Origin of the sequence: Streptomyces sp. NPDC001843, assembly GCF_042891955.1 — a bacterium.
Classification (GTDB): Bacteria; Actinomycetota; Actinomycetes; order Streptomycetales; family Streptomycetaceae; genus Streptomyces.
On the sequence record NZ_JBIATQ010000007.1, the window covers coordinates 143,128 to 162,462 of the forward strand.

The window sequence follows — 19,335 nt, forward strand, 5'->3', positions numbered from 1 at the left end:
GTGTTCGGACGTCGCAAGAAGAAGGGTGCCGCCGAGGACGCGGCCGGCGAGGCCGAGCAGGTCGTCGACAACGTCGACACCGAGGCGGACGAGGAAGTGGAAGAAGAGCGCGAGCGGATCCGGCTGGAGCCGGAGCCGCGGCCCGACGGGCCGTGGGACAGCACCGAGGTGCGCGACCCGGGCGAGGGCCGGGTGGACCTCGGCGGCCTGTTCGTGCCGGGCGTCGACGGCATGGAGCTCAGGGTGGAGGTCGCGGGCGACGCGATCGTCGCCGCGACCGTCGTACTGCGCGACAGCGCCGTCCAGCTCCAGGCCTTCGCCGCGCCCAAGCGGGAGGGCATCTGGGGCGAGGTACGCGACGAGATCGCGGCCGGCATCACCCAGCAGGGTGGCATCGTCGACGAGGTCGAGGGCCCGCTCGGCTGGGAGCTGCGCGCCCAGGTACCGGTGCAGCTGCCGGACGGCACGGGCGGCTTCCAGGTCGTGCGGTTCGTCGGCGTGGACGGTCCCCGCTGGTTCCTGCGCGGGGTGATCTCGGGCCAGGGCGCGGTACAGCCGCAGGCGGCCGGGCTGCTCGAGCAGATCTTCCGGGACACGGTCGTGGTCCGCGGCGAGGGCCCGATGGCGCCTCGCGACCCGATCGTCCTGAAGCTGCCGAACGACGCCCAGATGGTCCCCGAGGGGGTCCAGCAGGATGAGGGCTCCTCCCGCTTCTCCGGCGGCATGGGGCAGTTGCAGCGCGGACCGGAGATCACCGAGGTCCGCTAGACGGAGCGTGAGGGGCCGCACCCGGGTTCGGGGGTGCGGCCCTTCACGCGTTTCACGCGTGCGGCGTCGAACCCGGCCGCGCGGTGCGCCGGTTGGCCTCCGGCATGTCCGCTCAAGGGGTGGTGGGGCCGGTCGGTCGGACACCGTCCTGTCCGGCACGCCGGGCAGAGGGGCCTGGACGGGCGGGCAGAGGGGCAGAGTCCGACCGCGCACCGTGGGCGGCACCGCAGGGCACGCCGGGGACCGCGTCGTCCGGTCCGCCGGCAGGCGCGCCGCTGGGCCGCCCAAGGGCAGGCGGCCATCAGAGTTGTGTCAAAGATGCCCCGCCCACCGTTCCTCGTCCCGTTCGCCGGGTTCGGGAGCCGTAGGGTCGACGCTGCGTAGGCGGCAGTCACCGGAAGACAATGAGGCCATGGCACGCGGCAAGCTTCGAATCTACCTCGGCGCGGCGCCGGGCGTGGGCAAGACCTACGCCATGCTGTCCGAGGCGCACCGCCGTGTCGAGCGGGGCAAGGACTGCGTCGTGGCCTTCGTCGAGCACCACGACCGGCCGCGCACCGAGGTGATGCTGCACGGGCTGGAACGGGTTCCGCGCGCCGAGCTGGACTACCGGGGCGCCCGCTTCACCGAGATGGACGTGGACGCCGTCCTCGCGCGCCGCCCCCAGGTCGCCCTGGTCGACGAGCTCGCCCACACCAACATCCCCGGCTCCCGCAACGCCAAGCGCTGGCAGGACGTGGAGGAGTTGCTGGCCGCCGGGATCGACGTGGTGTCCACCGTCAACATCCAGCACCTGGAGTCGCTCGGCGACGTCGTGGAGTCCATAACGGGCGTACGGCAGCAGGAGACCGTTCCGGACGAGGTCGTACGGCGGGCGGACCAGATCGAGCTGGTCGACATGTCCCCGGAGGCACTGCGCCGCCGGATGGCGCACGGCAACATCTACCAGCCCGACAAGGTGGACGCCGCGCTCTCCAACTACTTCCGGCCGGGCAACCTCACCGCCCTGCGCGAGCTGGCGCTGCTGTGGGTGGCCGACCGGGTCGACGAGTACCTGAAGCAGTACCGCAGCGAGCACCGGGTCTCGGCGATATGGGGCTCCCGGGAGCGGATCGTGGTCGGCCTGACCGGCGGCCCGGAGGGCCGGACCCTGATCCGGCGGGCCGCACGGCTGGCCGAGAAGGGCGCCGGCGGCGAGGTGCTCGCCGTGTACATCTCCCGCAGTGACGGGCTCACCTCGGCCTCCCCGAAGGAACTCGCCGTCCAGCGCACCCTCGTCGAGGACCTCGGCGGCACGTTCCACCACGTCGTCGGCGACGACATCCCGGCGGCCCTGCTGGACTTCGCGCGCGGGGTCAACGCCACCCAGATCGTGCTGGGCTCCTCGCGGCGCAAGACCTGGCAGTACGTCTTCGGGCCCGGCGTCGGCACCACGGTCGCCCGGGACTCCGGCCCCGACCTGGACGTGCACATCGTCACCCACGAAGAGGTCGCCAAAGGGCGTGGACTGCCCGTGGCCCGGGGCGCCCGCCTCGGCCGTTCGCGGGTGGTGTCGGGCTGGCTGGTCGGCGTGATCGGCCCGGCGGTCCTGGCGGTGCTGCTGAACACCGTCCACCTGGGCCTCGCCAACGACATGCTGCTGTTCCTGACGGTGACGGTGGCCGCGGCCCTGCTCGGCGGCCTGTTCCCCGCGCTGGCGTCGGCGGCGGTGGGCTCCCTGCTGCTGAACTACTTCTACACACCGCCCCTGCACCGCTGGACCATCGCCGACCCGAAGAACATCGTCGCCATCGTGATCTTCGTCGGCGTCGGCGTCTCGGTGGCCTCCGTGGTGGATCTCGCGGCCCGGCGCACCCACCAGGCGGCCCGGCTGCGCGCCGAGTCGGAGATCCTGTCCTTCCTCGCGGGGAACGTGCTGCGCGGCGAGACCGGCCTGGAGGAGCTGCTGGAGCGGGTCAGGGAGACCTTCGGCATGGAGTCGGCGGCCCTGCTGGAGCGGGCGAGCGACGTCGACCCGTGGACGTGCGCCGGCCGGGTGGGTGTCGGCCGGCCCGTGGAGCGGCCGGACGAGGCGGACGTGGACATGCCGGTCGGGGACCACATGGCGCTCGCGCTGACCGGCCGTGTGCTGCCCGCCGAGGACCGCCGGGTGCTGGCCGCCTTCGCCGCCCAGGCCGCCGTCGTACTGGACCGCAGGCGCCTGGTGGAGGAGGCCGACCAGGCCAAGGAGCTGGCCGAGGGCAACCGCATCCGCACCGCTCTGCTGGCCGCCGTCAGCCATGACCTGCGTACCCCGCTGGCCGCGATCAAGGCGGCGGTGTCCTCGCTGCGGTCGGACGACGTGGCGTGGTCCGAGGAGGACCAGGCGGAGCTCCTGGAGGGCATCGAGGACGGCGCCGACCGGCTCGACCACCTGGTGGGCAACCTGCTCGACATGTCCCGGCTGCAGACCGGCACGGTCACCCCGCTGATCCGGGAGATCGACCTCGACGAGGTGGTGCCGATGGCGCTGGGCGGGGTGCCGGAGGGCAGCGCCGAGCTGGACATCCCCGAGACCCTGCCCATGGTGGCCGTCGACCCGGGACTGCTGGAGCGGGCGGTGGCCAACCTGGTGGAGAACGCCGTCAAGTACAGCCCGCCGGACCGGCCCGTCCTGGTCGCCGCCAGCGCGATCGCCGACCGGGTCGAGGTGCGGGTGGTGGACCGCGGGCCCGGCGTCCCCGACGAGGCCAAGGACCGTATATTCGAGCCCTTCCAGCGGTACGGGGACGCCCCGCGCGGCGCCGGGGTCGGGCTCGGCCTCGCGGTCGCGCGCGGCTTCGCCGAGGCCATGGGCGGCACCCTGAACGCCGAGGACACACCTGGCGGCGGCCTCACCATGGTCCTCAGCCTCGGCGCGGCTGGATCGCGTCCCGAGCTCCTCCCCGCGGGTGAAGGCACCGCACACCGTGAAAGGCGGATTTCATGACCCGGGTCCTGGTGGTCGACGACGAGCCGCAGATCACACGCGCCCTCGTGATCAACCTCAAGGCGCGGAAGTACGAGGTCGACGCCGCCCCCGACGGCAAGACCGCCCTCGACCTCGCCGCCTCCCGCCACCCCGACGTGGTCGTCCTCGACCTGGGCCTGCCCGACATGGACGGCGTCGAGGTCATCAAGGGCCTGCGTGGCTGGACCCGGGTGCCGATCCTGGTGCTGTCCGCCCGCCACTCCTCCGACGAGAAGGTCGAGGCGCTGGACGCGGGCGCCGACGACTACGTCACCAAGCCCTTCGGCATGGACGAACTGCTCGCCCGGCTGCGGGCCGCCGTCCGCCGGGCCGAGCCCGTGGGGTCCGGCGAGGACGACGTGACCATGGTGGAGACCGAGCAGTTCACCGTGGACCTGGCCGCGAAGAAGGTCAACCGGAACGGGAAGGACGTCCGCCTGACGCCGACCGAGTGGCACCTGCTGGAGGCGCTGGTCCGCAACACCGGCCGGCTGGTCGGCCAGAAGCAGCTCCTGCAGGAGGTGTGGGGGCCGTCGTACGGGACGGAGACGAACTACCTGCGCGTGTACATGGCCCAGCTCCGCCGCAAGCTCGAGGCGGACCCGTCGCACCCGAAGCACTTCATCACGGAGCCGGGGATGGGGTACCGGTTCGAGCGGTAGGGCGTGGTGGGGCGGTCGGCCGGGGGTCCGGGGGTTGTCCCCCGGGGGATGCGGCATCACGGAGCCGGGGATGGGGTACCGGTTCGAGCGGTAAGGCGTGGTGGGGCGGTCGGCCGGGGGTCCGGGGGTTGTCCCCCGGGGGATGCGGCATCACGGAGCCGGGGATGGGGTACCGGTTCGAGCGGTAGGGCGTGGTGGGGCGGTCGGCCGGGGACCGACCCAGGTGGCGGGCGGACGTTACGTCGGCGGCAGTGCACCCCGGTACGCTTCACGGTATGAGTGCTGTGCCTCGATCCCAAAAGTCGGCCGGCCGGTTCCGGCGCATGCTCGACCGGCTGTCCTCCTCCCAGGAGGACCTGGAGTCCGAGGAGCTCAGGGAGGACGCCGACACCGCCGGCTGCACCCGGATCGGCGACTGCCACGACCGGCAGATCGTCACCGTAACTGGTACCTTGCGCACCGTCACCCTGCGGCCGCGCGCGGGAGTCCCCGCGCTGGAGGCCGAGCTGTTCGACGGCTCCGCCGCGCTGGACGTGGTGTGGCTGGGCAGGCGCTCCATCGTGGGCATAGAGCCGGGGCGCAGGCTCATCGCATCGGGCCGGATCTCGATGAGCCGGGGCCGCCGGGTGCTGTTCAACCCGAAGTACGAACTGCGACCCCTCGGACGGGAGTAGCCGGTGACGTCACTCGACAAGCCGACCGAAGACACACAGGCCGACGACGCTCGGACGGACGACGCGCGGGCGGTGACCGAAGCCGCGCTGTTCGAGGCGTTCGGCGGTGTCCGGGGCATGGTCGAGACCGTCGTGCCCGGTCTCCTCTTCGTCACCATCTTCACGATCAACAAGGACCTGCACTGGTCGGCGATCGCCGCGCTGGCCGTTTCCCTGGTCCTGGTCGTGGTCCGGCTGGTGATGAAGGACACCGTCAAGCACGCCTTCAGCGGTGTCTTCGGCGTCGCCTTCGGTGTCGTCTTCGCGATGTTCACCGGCAACGCCAAGGACTTCTACCTCCCTGGCATGCTGTACACGCTGGGCCTGGCCCTGGCGTACATCATCACGACCCTCGCCGGAGTGCCCCTGATCGGTCTGATCCTCGGCCCGGTCTTCAAGGAGAACCTCTCCTGGCGCACCCGCAACCCCGGCCGCAAGAAGGCCTACGCCAAGGCCAGCTGGGCCTGGGGCCTCATCCTGCTCGCCAAGTGCGCGGTCCTCTTCCCGCTGTACTGGTGGGCCAACACCGCCCAGCTCGGCTGGGTGCTGGTGGCGCTGAAGATCCCGCCCTTCCTGCTCGCGGTCTGGCTCACCTGGGTCTTCCTCGCGAAGGCGCCCGCGCCGATCGACGTGTTCGCGGAGATGGAGGCCGAGGAGAAGGCCGAGGAGGAGCGGAAGGCAGCCGCGGCCGCGGCTGCGGCGGAGCGCGGCGAAGCGGCGGGCGGCGCCCGGCACCGTCGGGAGGCGTAGACAGCAGCGGTACGTGGATGGGGGGCGCCCGGAGATACCGGGCGCCCCCCATCCACGTAACCCACGGGAAGGGTCAGCTGCCGTCCCGCCGCACCGACAGCAGGTCCTCCAACTGCTCCTCGCGGGCCTGCGCGGCCACGAACAGCAGCTCGTCGCCCGGCTCCAGTGAGTCCTCCTTGGACGGGGTGAGGACGCGGGTGCCCCGGATGATGGTGACCAGGGAGGTGTCCTCGGGCCACTCGACGTCGCCGACCTGGGTGCCGGCCAGAGCCGACTCCTCGGGGAGGGTCAGCTCGACGAGGTTGGCGTCGCCGTGGCTGAAGCGGAGCAGGCGGACCAGGTCGCCGACGCTCACCGCCTCCTCGACGAGCGCGGACATCAGACGCGGCGTGGAGACGGCGACGTCGACGCCCCAGGCCTCGTTGAACAGCCACTCGTTCTTGGGGTTGTTCACCCGGGCCACGACGCGCGGGACGCCGTACTCCGTCTTCGCGAGCAGCGAGACGACCAGGTTGACCTTGTCGTCGCCGGTCGCGGCGATGACGACGTTGCAGCGCTGGAGCGCCGCCTCGTCCAGGGAGGTGATCTCACAGGCGTCGGCCAGCAGCCACTCCGCCTGCGGCACCCGCTCCACCGAGATGGCGGTCGGCGCCTTGTCGATCAGCAGGACCTCGTGGCCGTTCTCCAGCAGCTCGCCCGCGATCGAGCGGCCGACCGCGCCGGCACCGGCAATGGCGACCCTCATCAGTGACCGCCCTCCTCTTCCGGGCCCCCGGCGAACGCCGCCTCGACCTTCTCGACGTCGTCCGTCCGCATCATCACGTGCACCAGGTCGCCCTCCTGCAGCACCGTCTGCGAGCTGGGCACGATGGCCTCGCCCAGGCGAGTCAGGAACGCCACGCGGACGCCCGTCTCCTCCTGCAGCTTGCTGATCTTGTGCCCGATCCACTTCGGTGAGGCGTGCACCTCGGCGAGCTGGACGCCACCGGTGGGATCGCGCCACAGCGGCTCCGCGCCGGACGGCAGCAGGCGGCGCAGCATCTGGTCGGCGGTCCAGCGGACCGTGGCCACGGTGGGGATGCCCAGACGCTGGTAGACCTCGGCGCGGCGGGGGTCGTAGATGCGCGCCGCCACGTTCTCCACACCGAACATCTCGCGGGCCACGCGCGCGGAGATGATGTTCGAGTTGTCACCGCTGGAGACCGCGGCGAAGGCGCCGGCCTCCTCGATGCCCGCCTCGCGCAGCGTGTCCTGGTCGAAGCCGACGCCGGTGACCCGGCGCCCGCCGAATCCCGGGCCCAGCCTGCGGAAGGCGGTGGGGTCGTGGTCGATCACGGCGACCGTGTGCCCCTGCTGCTCCAGGGTCTGGGCGAGAGCGGAACCCACTCTCCCGCAACCCATGATCACGATGTGCATGGCTCTACATCACACTTCCGATAGGCCTTCCGGCCTGCGCAAACGTCCCGCTCATTGTCCTCTTCCGGCTCGTCGGGCGACACTCGCGGCCTTCGGGACGGCCGCCGGGCATCATCATGCCCGTCCCCAACGTATCGGCTCCTCCACAGGCGCTCGAAACCCGATCGACGCGCGTATCCAGTACGGCTCGGGTGCCTTGAGCGGGGCGGGCGTCGACAGTCGTGGCCGCGGAGGGTGACACGCCTCGTACAGACGGGGTTTGGCATCCGGCCACGGCGGGCAACCGGACCACGGAATCCGCAGTTCCGACCGTCTGTGGGTCCACTCGTCGGGAATAACCGAGACGGCGGGTGGGCGACAGCCAGTTCGAAGGCTTACGATCCTCTCTCGTGTCCAAACTGACCGACGTGCCCAAACGGATCCTGATCGGGCGCGCACTGCGCAGTGACCGGCTGGGCGAAACACTCCTGCCGAAGCGCATCGCACTCCCCGTCTTCGCCTCCGACCCGCTGTCCTCCGTGGCGTACGCCCCCGGCGAGGTGCTGCTGGTCCTGTCCATCGCGGGCGTGTCGGCGTACCACTTCAGCCCCTGGATCGCGGTGGCGGTCGTCGTGCTGATGTTCACGGTGGTCGCCTCCTACCGCCAGAACGTGCACGCCTACCCGAGCGGCGGCGGCGACTACGAGGTCGCCACCACGAACCTGGGCCCGAAGGCCGGGCTCACCGTCGCCAGCGCGCTGCTCGTCGACTACGTCCTCACCGTCGCCGTCTCCATCGCCTCCGGCATCGAGAACCTCGGCTCCGCGATCCCCTTCGTCGTCGAGCACAAGGTGTTCTGCGCGATCGCCGTGATCGTGCTGCTGACCCTGATGAACCTGCGCGGCGTGAAGGAGTCCGGCAAGCTCTTCGCGATCCCGACGTACGTGTTCGTCGGCGGCGTGTTCGTCATGGTCGCGTGGGGTGCCTTCCGCGGACTGGTCCTCGGCGACACCATGCGAGCCCCCACCGCCGACTACCACATCAAGGCCGAGCACCAGGGCCTGGCGGGGTTCGCCCTCGTCTTCCTGCTGCTGCGCGCGTTCTCCTCCGGCTGTGCGGCGCTCACCGGCGTCGAGGCGATCTCCAACGGCGTGCCCGCCTTCCGCAAGCCCAAGTCGAAGAACGCGGCGACCACGCTGGCGATGATGGGCCTGCTGGCGGTCACCATGTTCTGCGGCATCATCGCCCTGGCCATGGTGACCAAGGTCCGCATGGCCGAGAACCCGGCCACCGACCTGATCCACAACGGCGTCGCACTCGGCTCCGGCTACGTGCAGAACCCGGTGATCTCCCAGGTCGCCGAGGCGGTCTTCGGCAAGGGCAGCTTCCTGTTCGTCGTGCTCGCCGCCGCCACCGCCCTGGTGCTGTTCCTCGCCGCGAACACCGCGTACAACGGCTTCCCCCTGCTCGGCTCGATCCTCGCCCAGGACCGCTACCTCCCGCGCCAGCTGCACACCCGCGGCGACCGCCTGGCCTTCTCCAACGGCATCGTGCTGCTCGCCGGCGCGGCGGCCCTGCTGGTCGTCATCTACGGCGCCGACTCCACCCGCCTGATCCAGCTCTACATCGTCGGCGTGTTCGTGTCCTTCACGCTCAGCCAGACCGGCATGGTCCGGCACTGGAACCGCCATCTGGCCACCGAGCAGGACCAGAACAAGCGCCGCCACATGATGCGCTCCCGCGCGATCAACGCCTTCGGCGCCTTCTTCACCGGCCTGGTCCTGGTGGTCGTCCTCGTCACGAAGTTCACCCACGGCGCCTGGGTGGCGCTGCTGGGCATGTGCATCTTCTACGTGACGATGACCGCGATCCGTAAGCACTACGACCGGGTCGCCGAGGAGCTGGCGGCTCCCGAGAGCCCGAGCGACGACAGCGTACGGCCGTCCCGGGTGCGCTCGGTCGTGCTGATCTCCAAGATCCACCGCCCGGCCCTGCGCGCCCTCGCCTACGCCAAGCTGATGCGCTCGGACTCCCTGGAGGCGCTCACCGTCAACGTCGACCCGGCGGAGACGAAGGCGCTGCGCGAGGAGTGGGAGCGGCGCGGCATCGACGTACCGCTGAAGGTGCTGGACTCGCCCTACCGGGAGATCACCCGCCCGATCATCGAGTACGTCAAGGGCCTGCGCAAGGAGTCGCCGCGCGACGCGGTCTCGGTGATCATCCCCGAGTACGTGGTCGGCCACTGGTACGAGCACCTGCTGCACAACCAGAGCGCGCTGCGCCTCAAGGGCCGCCTGCTGTTCACGCCGGGCATCATGGTGACCTCGGTGCCCTACCAGCTGGCCTCCTCCGAGGCGGCGCGGAACCGGGCCCGCAGGCGCCAGGAGTGGAACGCGCCGGGTGCGGTGCGCCGGGGTCCGGCCGAGCAGCGGGCGCACACCGAGAAGGAGCCCAGCGCCAAGGACTGACGGGGCGGGAGGAGGACCGGGCGGCGGCACGTAGACTGGTCGGCTGTTGTCGGGCCCCCGCCGGGGCCGCCCCCGTCCCTCCCCGATCTGGAGTCACCCCACCATGCAGGAAGTACCGAGGAAGTCGCTGGTGGGGGAGGAGTACGAGGTCGAGATCGGCCCCGTCGCCCACGGTGGTCACTGCATCGCACGCACCTCGGAGGGCCAGGTCCTGTTCGTCCGGCACGCGCTGCCCGGCGAGCGCGTCGTGGCCCGGGTGACGGAGGGCGAGGAGGGCGCCCGCTTCCTCCGCGCGGACGCCGTCGAGGTCCTCGAGGCCTCCAAGGACCGCATCGACGCCCCCTGTCCCTACGCCGGCCCGGGCCGCTGCGGCGGCTGCGACTGGCAGCACGCCAAGCCGGGCGCCCAGCGCCGCCTCAAGGCCGAGGTGATCGCCGAGCAGCTGCAGCGGCTGGCCGGACTCACGCCGGAGGAGGCCGGCTGGGACGGCACCGTCCTGCCCGCCGAGGGCGACAAGCTGCCCGCGGGCGAGGTGCCGCAGTGGCGGACCCGGGTTCAGTACGCGGTGGCCCCCGACGGCCACGCCGGTCTGCGGCGCCACCGCTCGCACGAGGTCGAGCGGATCGACCACTGCATGATCGCCGCGGCGGGCGTCAGCGAGCTGGGCGTCGAGAAGCGCGACTGGACCGGCATGGACGTGGTCGAGGCGATCGCGGCGACCGGCTCCCAGGACCGCCAGGTGGTCCTCACCCCGCGCCCCGGCGCCCGCCTCCCGCTGGTCGAACTGGACAAGCCCGTCTCGGTCCTCCGGGTCGACGAGCGCTCCGGCGGCGTGCACCGCGTCCACGGCCGCCCCTTCGTCCGCGAACGCGCCGACGGCCGTACGTACCGCGTCGGAGGCGGCGGCTTCTGGCAGGTCCACCCCAAGGCCGCCGACACCCTGGTCACCGCGGTCATGCAGGGCCTGCTGCCCCGCAAGGGCGAGACGGCCCTCGACCTCTACTGCGGCGTCGGCCTCTTCGCCGGCGCCCTCGCCGACCGCCTCGGCGAGACCGGCGCGGTCCTCGGCATCGAGTCCGGCAGGCGCGCGGTCGAGGACGCCCGCCACAACCTCGCCGACTTCCCCCGCGTCCGCATCGAACAGGGCAAGGTCGAGTCCGTCCTCCCCCGCACCGGCATCACCGAGGCCGACCTCATCGTCCTCGACCCCCCGCGCGCGGGAGCCGGCCGCACGACGGTGGCCCACCTCGCGTCCCTGGGCGCCCGCCGGATCGCCTACGTGGCCTGCGACCCGGCCGCGCTGGCCCGGGACATCGCGTACTTCCGGGACGGGGGGTACCGGGTGCGGACGCTGCGGGCGTTCGATCTGTTTCCGATGACGCATCATGTGGAGTGCGTGGCGATTCTGGAGCCCGCCGCAAAGGGCCTGTCCTGACGCTCGAATGACGCCCGATTGACGCCCGATTCGTGAGACTGAGGCAGGGCCGCGTTGCTCGGCCGGCGATGGGCGAGCGGGGCTGGCAGGTTGCCCTCGTTCGTGCCGCGTCGGCGTGACCGCCGCCCACGAGGGACAGCCGACCGTCGGCTTGCGCAAAGGGCGCAAGCCGGTGATCGGTCATAACCTCGCCCGGCTCCATCGGTGACGACGGAGCACATGACGGGGGAGTCTCACAGCCGCTCCCGGGCCGTCCGGTCGCGGACGCCCAGGACGTCACCCGTACGGACTCGGCGCGACTCGTGCGCGGCCGTCCCGGGTGCTCCGATCCGCTTCAGCCGCCGATGGGCGTGGCCCTGAGGGAGCCGGGACCAGTCGGTACCCGCCGTCCTCGCGTCGCACGCGTCCGGCAGTCGGCGGCGGGAAGTGGCTCCCCAGCAGGAGAGTTGACGTACCGGCCAGTGAGCCGAGCACCTGGTGCCGGGTCCTGGCCGCGAGTTCGGGAGCGACGTCCACACAGCTGCGGAGCTCCGGATGCGCCATCTGGACCGGGTGGTGGATGCTGTCGCCGGTGACCAGTGCGGTCTCGCCACGGCTGCTCAGTTCCACCGCTACCTGCCCCGGTGTGTGGCCGGGGGTGGGCAGCAGACGGATGCCCGGCGCGACGTCCGTGCCCTCGTCCGCGACATCGATGAGGTCGAACAGACCTGCTTCCCGGACGGGATGGACCGAGTCCCGGAACATCTGTCGACGCGCCTCCTCCATGTCGACACCCGCCCAGTAGTCCCACTCGGTGCGTGAGGTGAGATAGCGCGCGTTCGGGAAGGTGGGCACCCAGGCGTCGCCCTCGGCACGCGTGTTCCACCCCACGTGGTCGGCGTGGAGGTGGGTCGGGACCACGACGTCAACGCTCTCCCGCACCATGATGCGAGACGCCTGGGCTCGGATGTTCGACGGAATCGACGTCCTCGCCGCGCCGACGGTGCCGATGACCGCCGCCGAGGCGGGGCAGGAAGCCGTCGAATGGGCCGATGGCACGACCGGGCCGTGTCGGACAGCTACGTCCGCCTCCGTGCCCCGCCAACATCACCGACGTCCCGGCCCTCACCCTGCCGGTCGGTCACGACCACGCCGGACTGCCGATCGGATTGCAGCTGATGGCGCGCCCGTTCCGCGACGCGACGGTGCTCCGTGTGGGCCGGGTCTACGAGGAGTCGGTGGCCGGCGCGGGGCGGCTTGCTCCCCTCGCTGTCTGAGGGAAGGCGGACGTTCCCCCCCCGACATGCGGTTGCGTCGTCGCAGGGGCGTCCACCGTGCGCGGGCGTCCGGATACGCAGCCCTGCGGGTCGCCGACGCCGGCCATCGGCTAGAAGCAACAAATTCGCATTAAGGTGGATCGCATGAGTCCCAAGCCCATGGTCCGCCCCGGCGGGCGCAGCGCACGCGTACAGGAGTCCGTCCATGCGGCGGTACGTGAACTCGTAGGGGAGGTGGGCCGCGACGCGCTCACAGTCCCGATGGTGGCCACTCGGGCGGGCGTGACCCCCTCCACGATCTACCGTCGTTGGGGCGACCTGCAGGAACTCCTGTCCGACGTGGCCGTCGAACGACTGCGCCCGGAAACGGATCCGGCCGATCTCGGAAGCCTGCGGGCCGATCTCGACGCGTGGGCGGAACAGTTCCTCGACGAGATGGCCTCGCCGCCCGGGCGTGCCTACATCCGGGACGCCCTGCTCGGCGATCCCGACGGCAGCAATGCCGGTCAGTGTTCGGCGTATGCCGCGGAGCAGATCGACGCCGTGTTGGCCCGTGCGGTGCAGCGGGGGGAGCCGGTGCCCGAGACGGAACTGCTGATCGACCGTGTCGTGGCGCCGATCATGTACCGCATCCTCTTCCGCCCTGGCAGACTGGACGCCGCATACGCGCGTGAGCTTGTGACGAACGCCTTGTACGCCCTGCAGATCGAGGCCGGCGCCCGCCCCGCCCAGGCCGCCGCCCCGCGGCGCTCGAAGAAACCCGACAGCTGATCACTTCGCTCATCGGGCGGTCTGGGCACCGGGCCGTGGAGGCCGGCCCTCTCGCCCTCACCTCGGCCTCGGCGGGTTGGGTCGACCTGTTTGCGCGGGTGCAAGGGGTGGAGCCCGCCGCATGTACAACGACGCGGGCAAAGTCGTTCCTGGCCGTCACCGACGACCCGGACGAGTAGATCCGCGTCACAGCCCATGCCTTCCACCCAGCCCGCCCGTCGGCAAACCGAGTGCGCGTACGCACCCGACCACCGGTCCGACCATGACAGGTCAGTGCACTGCAACACCTCGCCGAGTGCTGTGTGTTGAGCTCCCGGCGCACGTCCAGACAGCGGAGGGGCGCCGGGCTGCCGCGGATCCCGTGCCGTACGGTCTGATGTCGCGGTCGCCCACCGTCCGCAACGGATCTCACCGAACCCGGCGGTGCCGCCGGTGCGGCTGAAGGATCTGACCCAGTACCGGGATTCAGGCCGCGACGAGCTCCTGCTCGCGGCTCGGTGTCTTGACCATGGGCTCCTTGTTCGGCAGCGAGAGCCGGAAGACCTTGCGCCACGCGGAGAAGACCTGCTTGGGCAGCGGTCCGGTGACGTACTCCAGCTCGTACTTCTCGAACAGCGCGCGCACCTTCACAGCGACCTCGGCGTACCGGTTGCTGGGCAGGTCCGGGAACAGGTGGTGCTCGATCTGGTGCGACAGGTTGCCGGTCATGAAGTGCATGGCCCTGCTGCCGCTGATGTTCGCCGAGCCCATCATCTGGCGCAGGTACCACTGGCCGCGCGTCTCGTCCTTGATCGACCGGCGCTCGAAGACCTGTACGCCCTCGGGGAAGTGCCCGCACATGATCACCGAGTGGGACCAGATGTTGCGGACCAGGTTCGCGGTGAACGTGGCGGCGAGCGTGGTGAGGAACGACGGGCCGGACAGCAGCGGGTGGATCACGTAGTCCTTGAGCACCTGCTTGCGGATCTTGCGGCCCACGGCCTTGGCCCGCGCGCGGAACTCCGGGTTCTTGCGGCGGCGCTTGTGCAGGTTCTTGCCGAGCTCCAGGTCGTACGCCGCGATGCCGTACTCGAAGAAGCAGGCGTTGATGAAGTTCCACAGCGGCTGGCCGAGGTGGATCGGGTGCCACTTCTGGTCCTCGTCGACGCGCATGATGCCGTAGCCGAGGTCGTTGTCCTTGCCGATCACGTTGGTGTACGTGTGGTGCAGTTCGTTGTGCGAGTGCTTCCACTGGTCGGCCGGTGAGACGTGATCCCACTCCCAGGTGGTGGAGTGGATCTTCGGGTCCCGCATCCAGTCCCACTGGCCGTGCAGGACGTTGTGGCCGATCTCCATGTTGTCCATGATCTTCGCCACGGACAGTCCGGCGGTGCCGAGCAGCCACGCCGGTGGGAAGATCGAGAACAGCAGCACGCCCCTGCTGGCCAGCTCGAGCTTGCGCTGCGCCGAGATGACCTTACGGATGTAGGCGGCGTCTTTCTCCCCGCGGCCGGCGATCACCTCGTCGCGGATCGCGTCCAGCTCGCGGCCGAGCTCCTCGATCTGCTCCGCGGTCAGGTGGGCGGTGGGGTCGATGGCGGTCAAAGTGCTCCTACCGTTCGATGTCGCAGGGTCCCGCCGCAGCGGAGACGCAGGTCTGAATGAGGACGCCCGGCTCGGCCTCGGTGATCTCGCCGGTGCGCAGGTCGCGGACGGCGCCCGCCTTGAGCGGCGTGACGCAGCCGAAGCAGATGCCCATGCGGCACCCGGAGGGCATGAGCACGCCGGCCTCCTCGCCGACGTCCAGCAACGGCGTGGCGCCGTCCGCGTCGACGGTCCTGCCGGTGGCGCTGAACGTGACCTCTCCTCCGCCGTCGTCGCCGGCGACGACGATGCCGGGGCGGAAGCGTTCGGTGTGCAGGCGCTCTCGTACGCCGTGCTCGGTCCAGTGCTCTTCGGCGGCGTCGAGCAGGCCCGCGGGTCCGCAAGCCCAGGTCTCGCGCTCGGCCCAGTCGGGCACGAGTTCGTCGAGACGGGCGATGTCGAGCATGCCGTCCATGGCGGTGTGCACCTCGGTGAGCCGCAGCTTCTCGCCCGCGACCAGGTCGTGCAGTTCGCTGCGGAAGATCACGTCCTGCGGTTGTGGCGCGCAGTGGACCATGACGACGTCGTCGAACTCGGTGTCGCGCAGCATGCCCATCACGGGCGTGATGCCACTGCCGGCCGTCAGGTAGAGCACCTTGGCGGGCTTGGCCGGCGGCAGCACGAAGTCTCCGGTCGGCTGGTCGAGCTGGATCAGCGTGCCCGGCTTCGCCCTGCGGACCAGGTGGTTGCTGACCTTGCCGTCCGGGATCGCCTTCACGGTGATCGTGACGCGGCCGTCCTGGCGGTTCGTCGGCGAGGTGAGGGAGTAGGCACGCCACAGGCGCACGCCGTCGACGTCGACCCCGATCCGCACGTACTGACCGGCTGTGTGGCCGCGCCAGCCCCGTCCCGGCCTGATCACGATGGTCGCGGCGTCACCCGTCTCGGGGTGCACGGCCTCGATGCGCCCACGCAGGTCGGCGCCCGCACGCAGCGGGCTGATCAAGTCGAGGTAGTCCGACGGCAGTACCGGCGTCGTGACCATCTCCAGCAGTTTCCACGCCCTGCTGCGCAGGGCCGTACTCTTCATTACTCCAGCTTGCTGCGCCTCAGGGCGTAAAGTCCTGACCGCAGGACGTAAATCTGGCCGACTGAATTGTTCGCAGGGAACAAAAACATGAGTCATGCAATCCGGAGGGCCAGCGAACTGAACCTGGATGAGACGACGGTCACCGCACTGAGGGCAGCGCTGAAGACCACCGCCGACGAGGTCGTCCAGGCGATCATCGACGAGGTGCCTCCCTACACCAACGCCCTTTCGGGCCACATGGGCGCCACCATCCGCCGAGCCGTCCGCACCGCCCTGGGGCACTACCTGGACCTCGCGAGCGGGACCGCAACAGGCGGCGACGCCGGTGACGCGGCCTACGAGCTGGGCCGTGGCGAGGTGCGCGACGGCCGTTCGATGGACGCCCTGCTCAGCGCCTACCGCGTCGGCGCCCGCGTGGCCTGGCGATGCCTGGCAGCGGGTGCCGTACCCGCAGGTCTCCCCGCCGCCGAGGTCGCCAAGTTCGCCGAGCTGACCTTCGCCTACATCGACGAGCTCTCCGCCGCGAGCGCCGCGGGCCACGCCGACGAACTGGCCGCCCGGGGCAGGGCCCAAGAACGCCACCTGGAACACCTGGCCCGCGACCTCCTCGCCGGCGCGAGCCCGGACGTGCTGCTGACCTCCGCTCAACGGGCCGGGTGGCAACCTCCGGTGTCGCTGACCGCGGTCCTGCTGCCCGCCGCCCAGGCCCGGCCTGCCTGCCGCGCACTCGACCCGGGCACCCTCGTCCTCGACGATCTGCCGGACGCCACCGGTGTGCTGCTCGTCCCCGATGCCGACCGATCACATCTCTTGCGGCAGCTGACCGACCGCACCGCCGTGGTCGGCCCGGCCCGGCCATGGACTCGTGCGTCCGCCTCGTACGCACGAGCCGTACGCGCGCGCTCCCTCTCCTCTGGTATTCGCGACACCGAGGACCACCTGCCCGAGCTGGTGCTGAGCGCCGACGGGGACGCGTTCGCAGACCTGCGTGCCCGAGCCCTCGCACCGTTGCGGACCTTGCCTGTCGCTACCGCACGGCGGTTGGAGGAGACGTTGCGGGCGTGGCTGCTGCACCAGGGCAGGCGGGACGAGGTGGCGGCGGCGTTGTTCGTCCATCCCCAGACAGTCCGGTACCGGATGTCGCAGCTGCGGGAGCTGTTTCCGGATCTCGCGTCGCCACACCGGGTCCTTGAACTGACGCTGGCGGTCGGTCTTCGGGTCGGCTGAGGCGTACGTCGACCGTCCACGAACGTCCGGCGGATCCCGGCATCATGCGCGCGGTCGCCCGCGAGCACCGCGTCCGTCCACCGTCACCGCCTCGGCGGGTGCCGGATTCACCGCGCCGAGCACCCCGGTCGCGAGGGTCGCCGCCACCACGGCGGCGACCCGGGACCGTCGACGATGTCCTTCCGGAGGGGCGGGAGAAGCCGTGTGCCAGGTCCCCTCAGGTGCGGGTCCAGCGTTGGTTGTTGCCGTTCGAGCAGGTGTAGAGCTGGATGAGGGTGCCGTTGGCGGTGCCGCCTGAGACGGCGTCGAGGCAGAGGCCGGACTGGACGCCGACGATGGATCCGTCGGAGTTGAGGCGCCATTTCTGGTTGTCGCCGCCCCAGCAGCTGTAGATCTGGACTTTGGAACCGTTGCCTGTGCCGGCGGCGTCAAGGCATTTGTTGCCGTAGACCCTGAGCTCGCCGGCGTCGGTGTACGTCCACTGCTGGTTGGTGCCGCTGTGGCAGTCCCACAGCTGGAGCTGTGTGCCGTCGGTGGTGCCGGCTCCGGGCACGTCCAGGCAACGGCCCGAACCGACGCCCTTGATCTGTCCGCCAGTCGTAGGGGGCGTCGTGGAGCCGCCGCCGTTGAGGGCGTTGAGGACGGCGGTGTAGGCAGGCTTCTTGCTGCCGTCGCCGTTGAACAGCAGCGGCGTGTCCCCCGATCGCCAGGAGTCGGTGTCGCGCACACCCCAGACGGTGATGCCGAGACAGCGCGGTACGGCCAGGCAGTCGTTGGTCACGTTGCCGTAGGTCGTGGGCGAGGCACCCTGGATGTCGAGTTCGGTGATGGCCACGTCGACCCCGAGGGCGGCGAAATTCTGCAGCGTGGTGCGGAAGTTGCTGTTGTAGGGGCTGCCGCTGTTGAAGTGCGACTGGAACCCGACGCAGTCGATCGGCACACCACGCTGCTTGAAGTCCCGGACCATGTTGTACACGCCCTGGGTCTTGGCCCAGGTCCAGTTCTCGATGTTGTAGTCGTTGTAGCAGAGCTTGGCCGCCGGGTCGGCGGCGCGCGCGGTGCGGAAGGCGACCTCGATCCAGTCGTTGCCCGTGCGTTGCAGGTTGGAGTCCCGCCGACCTCCCGAATTTCCGTCGGCGAAGGCCTCGTTCACGACGTCCCACTGGGCGATCTTGCCCTTGTAGTGGCCCATGACGCCGTTGATGTGGTCGATCATCGCCTGGCGCAGTGAGCTGCCGCTGAGGCTCTGCATCCAGCCGGGCTGCTGGGCGTACCAGGCCAGTGTGTGGCCACGCACCCGCTTGCCGTTCTGCACCGCCCAGTTGTAGACGCGGTCGCCGGCGCTGAAGTTGAACTGGCCCCGCTGTGGTTCGGTGGCGTCGATCTTCATCTCGTTCTCGGCCGTCACCATGTTGAACTCACGGCCCGCGATCGACGTGTACGCCGAGTCGCCCAGCCTGCCCGCGGCGATGGCGGTGCCGAAGTAGCGGCCGCTCTGTGCCGCCGCGGCGCCGAGCGTGTTCTCGGCGGCGTGTGCGGTCGGCGGCGCGGCCAGTGCGGTGACCGCACCGAGGACGCCGACGACGAGCGCCAGCAGCAGGCCGCGGATCTTCCGGTGGATAACGGATCTGGGAAGGGCGTACGAGCCCATGACTGTGCCTCCGAGGTAGAAATCGCTGATCGACTGAAGCGCAGGGGATTGCGTCGTCCGGCCCGTCCGGCAGGCGGACGGGGCGGGCTGGAGCCCGGGCAGCACGGAAACACCGGACACCGCAGTCATCGGGACCGGGATGACGCCAACCGGCACGTGCGCCGCACCCGGTCGGCCGTCGGGCGACGTACGGCGGGCGGTGGGCGTGTTCCGCGTCTCGACACAGGCATGGGGTACTCCATCGCGGCTCAGCCGGGGGACCGTCACACGGCGTCGCATACCTCTCCGACTGCGGGAGGAGCCAGGATGCGCTGGTGCGAACCTCTCCGGAACGAAACGGGGGTGGCGCAGGTGATGTGGTGCGCAGGTCTGCCGTGCAGCTGGTCGCTGATCTGCCGTGCAGCATGGATAGCCCAGACCGATACAGCCCGGAATCTCCAACCACGGCCGGTTTCTCAGACAGGAATGATTGAGGCGTGACCGTGGATCGTCAATAGCCTCCGCCCAAGAAATTTCCGATTGCCGTACGAAACTTTCGCTCGCGGGTGACCGGCCGACGGCCTCAGTGCTGCCCACGGCGACGTGCGGGAAAGTCCG

At 70.6% G+C, this 19,335-nt stretch carries 14 protein-coding genes and 2 pseudogenes; 10 read left to right on the plus strand and 6 right to left on the minus strand.

Features of this window, described 5'->3' with window-relative positions; genetic code table 11:
• From ACFYZQ_RS19345 to ACFYZQ_RS19365, 5 genes are all read left to right on the plus strand, one after another.
• Window positions 1-768 (plus strand): DUF3710 domain-containing protein, encoded by a 768-nt coding sequence (locus ACFYZQ_RS19345; RefSeq protein ID WP_389148809.1) that lies wholly within the window; start codon window positions 1-3, stop codon window positions 766-768.
• Between the two features lie 412 nt (window positions 769-1,180).
• Window positions 1,181-3,736: an ATP-binding protein gene (locus tag ACFYZQ_RS19350; protein ID WP_389148812.1), complete on the plus strand. Its 2,556-nt coding sequence runs from the start codon at window positions 1,181-1,183 to the stop codon at window positions 3,734-3,736.
• Window positions 3,733-4,419 (plus strand): response regulator, encoded by a 687-nt coding sequence (locus ACFYZQ_RS19355; RefSeq protein WP_389148815.1) that lies wholly within the window; start codon window positions 3,733-3,735, stop codon window positions 4,417-4,419. The genes ACFYZQ_RS19350 and ACFYZQ_RS19355 overlap by 4 nt, the downstream gene beginning before the upstream one ends.
• 275 nt (window positions 4,420-4,694) lie before the next feature.
• Window positions 4,695-5,093: an OB-fold nucleic acid binding domain-containing protein gene (locus tag ACFYZQ_RS19360; RefSeq protein ID WP_388799508.1), complete on the plus strand. Its 399-nt coding sequence runs from the start codon at window positions 4,695-4,697 to the stop codon at window positions 5,091-5,093.
• 3 nt (window positions 5,094-5,096) lie between these two features.
• On the plus strand, window positions 5,097-5,882 hold the full coding sequence (locus ACFYZQ_RS19365; protein ID WP_389148818.1) for a DUF3159 domain-containing protein: 786 nt from the start codon (window positions 5,097-5,099) through the stop codon (window positions 5,880-5,882).
• A 73-nt stretch (window positions 5,883-5,955) separates the two neighbouring features.
• On the opposite strand, the gene ACFYZQ_RS19370 is transcribed toward ACFYZQ_RS19365, so the two are convergent.
• Entirely contained in the window at window positions 5,956-6,627 is a 672-nt protein-coding gene (locus tag ACFYZQ_RS19370) for a potassium channel family protein (RefSeq protein WP_389148821.1), read from the minus strand.
• Complete coding sequence (locus tag ACFYZQ_RS19375) at window positions 6,627-7,298, minus strand: NAD-binding protein (protein ID WP_389148824.1); 672 nt, start codon at window positions 7,296-7,298, stop codon at window positions 6,627-6,629. Before ACFYZQ_RS19375 ends, ACFYZQ_RS19370 begins: the two co-directional genes overlap by 1 nt.
• Window positions 7,299-7,687: 389 nt before the next feature.
• Here ACFYZQ_RS19375 and ACFYZQ_RS19380 point away from each other — a divergent pair, with 389 nt between their 5' ends.
• Together ACFYZQ_RS19380 and ACFYZQ_RS19385 are read left to right on the plus strand one after the other, a co-directional pair.
• On the plus strand, window positions 7,688-9,745 hold the full coding sequence (locus ACFYZQ_RS19380) for an APC family permease (protein WP_389148827.1): 2,058 nt from the start codon (window positions 7,688-7,690) through the stop codon (window positions 9,743-9,745).
• A gap of 103 nt (window positions 9,746-9,848) precedes the next feature.
• The gene (locus tag ACFYZQ_RS19385; protein ID WP_389148830.1) at window positions 9,849-11,180 is read left to right on the plus strand and encodes a class I SAM-dependent RNA methyltransferase; all 1,332 of its coding nucleotides are present in this window, start codon (window positions 9,849-9,851) and stop codon (window positions 11,178-11,180) included.
• Between the two features lie 276 nt (window positions 11,181-11,456).
• On the opposite strand, the pseudogene ACFYZQ_RS19390 reads toward ACFYZQ_RS19385, so the two are convergent.
• Window positions 11,457-12,095 (minus strand): annotated as a pseudogene (locus tag ACFYZQ_RS19390) (MBL fold metallo-hydrolase); the annotation flags it as partial.
• Here ACFYZQ_RS19390 and ACFYZQ_RS19395 point away from each other — a divergent pair.
• Window positions 12,094-12,436 (plus strand): annotated as a pseudogene (locus ACFYZQ_RS19395) (amidase family protein); the annotation flags it as partial. The pseudogenes ACFYZQ_RS19390 and ACFYZQ_RS19395 sit on opposite strands and share 2 nt — an antisense overlap.
• Before the next feature lie 144 nt (window positions 12,437-12,580).
• Window positions 12,581-13,207 carry a TetR/AcrR family transcriptional regulator gene (locus ACFYZQ_RS19400; RefSeq protein ID WP_389148832.1) on the plus strand — a complete coding sequence of 209 codons (627 nt, stop codon included), beginning with the start codon at window positions 12,581-12,583 and terminating at the stop codon, window positions 13,205-13,207.
• A 465-nt stretch (window positions 13,208-13,672) separates the two neighbouring features.
• On the opposite strand, the gene ACFYZQ_RS19405 is transcribed toward ACFYZQ_RS19400, so the two are convergent.
• A complete protein-coding gene (locus ACFYZQ_RS19405; RefSeq protein ID WP_389148835.1) occupies window positions 13,673-14,791 on the minus strand; it encodes a fatty acid desaturase family protein in 1,119 nt (372 codons plus the stop codon).
• A 7-nt stretch (window positions 14,792-14,798) separates the two neighbouring features.
• Complete coding sequence (locus ACFYZQ_RS19410; RefSeq protein ID WP_389148838.1) at window positions 14,799-15,860, minus strand: ferredoxin reductase; 1,062 nt, start codon at window positions 15,858-15,860, stop codon at window positions 14,799-14,801.
• Between the two features lie 87 nt (window positions 15,861-15,947).
• On the opposite strand from ACFYZQ_RS19410, the gene ACFYZQ_RS19415 reads away from it, so the two are divergent.
• Window positions 15,948-17,087: a PucR family transcriptional regulator gene (locus ACFYZQ_RS19415; RefSeq protein WP_389148840.1), complete on the plus strand. Its 1,140-nt coding sequence runs from the start codon at window positions 15,948-15,950 to the stop codon at window positions 17,085-17,087.
• A 217-nt stretch (window positions 17,088-17,304) separates the two neighbouring features.
• On the opposite strand, the gene ACFYZQ_RS19420 is transcribed toward ACFYZQ_RS19415, so the two are convergent.
• A complete protein-coding gene (locus ACFYZQ_RS19420; RefSeq protein WP_389148843.1) occupies window positions 17,305-18,738 on the minus strand; it encodes an endo-1,4-beta-xylanase in 1,434 nt (477 codons plus the stop codon).
• Window positions 18,739-19,335 lie beyond the last annotated feature (597 nt).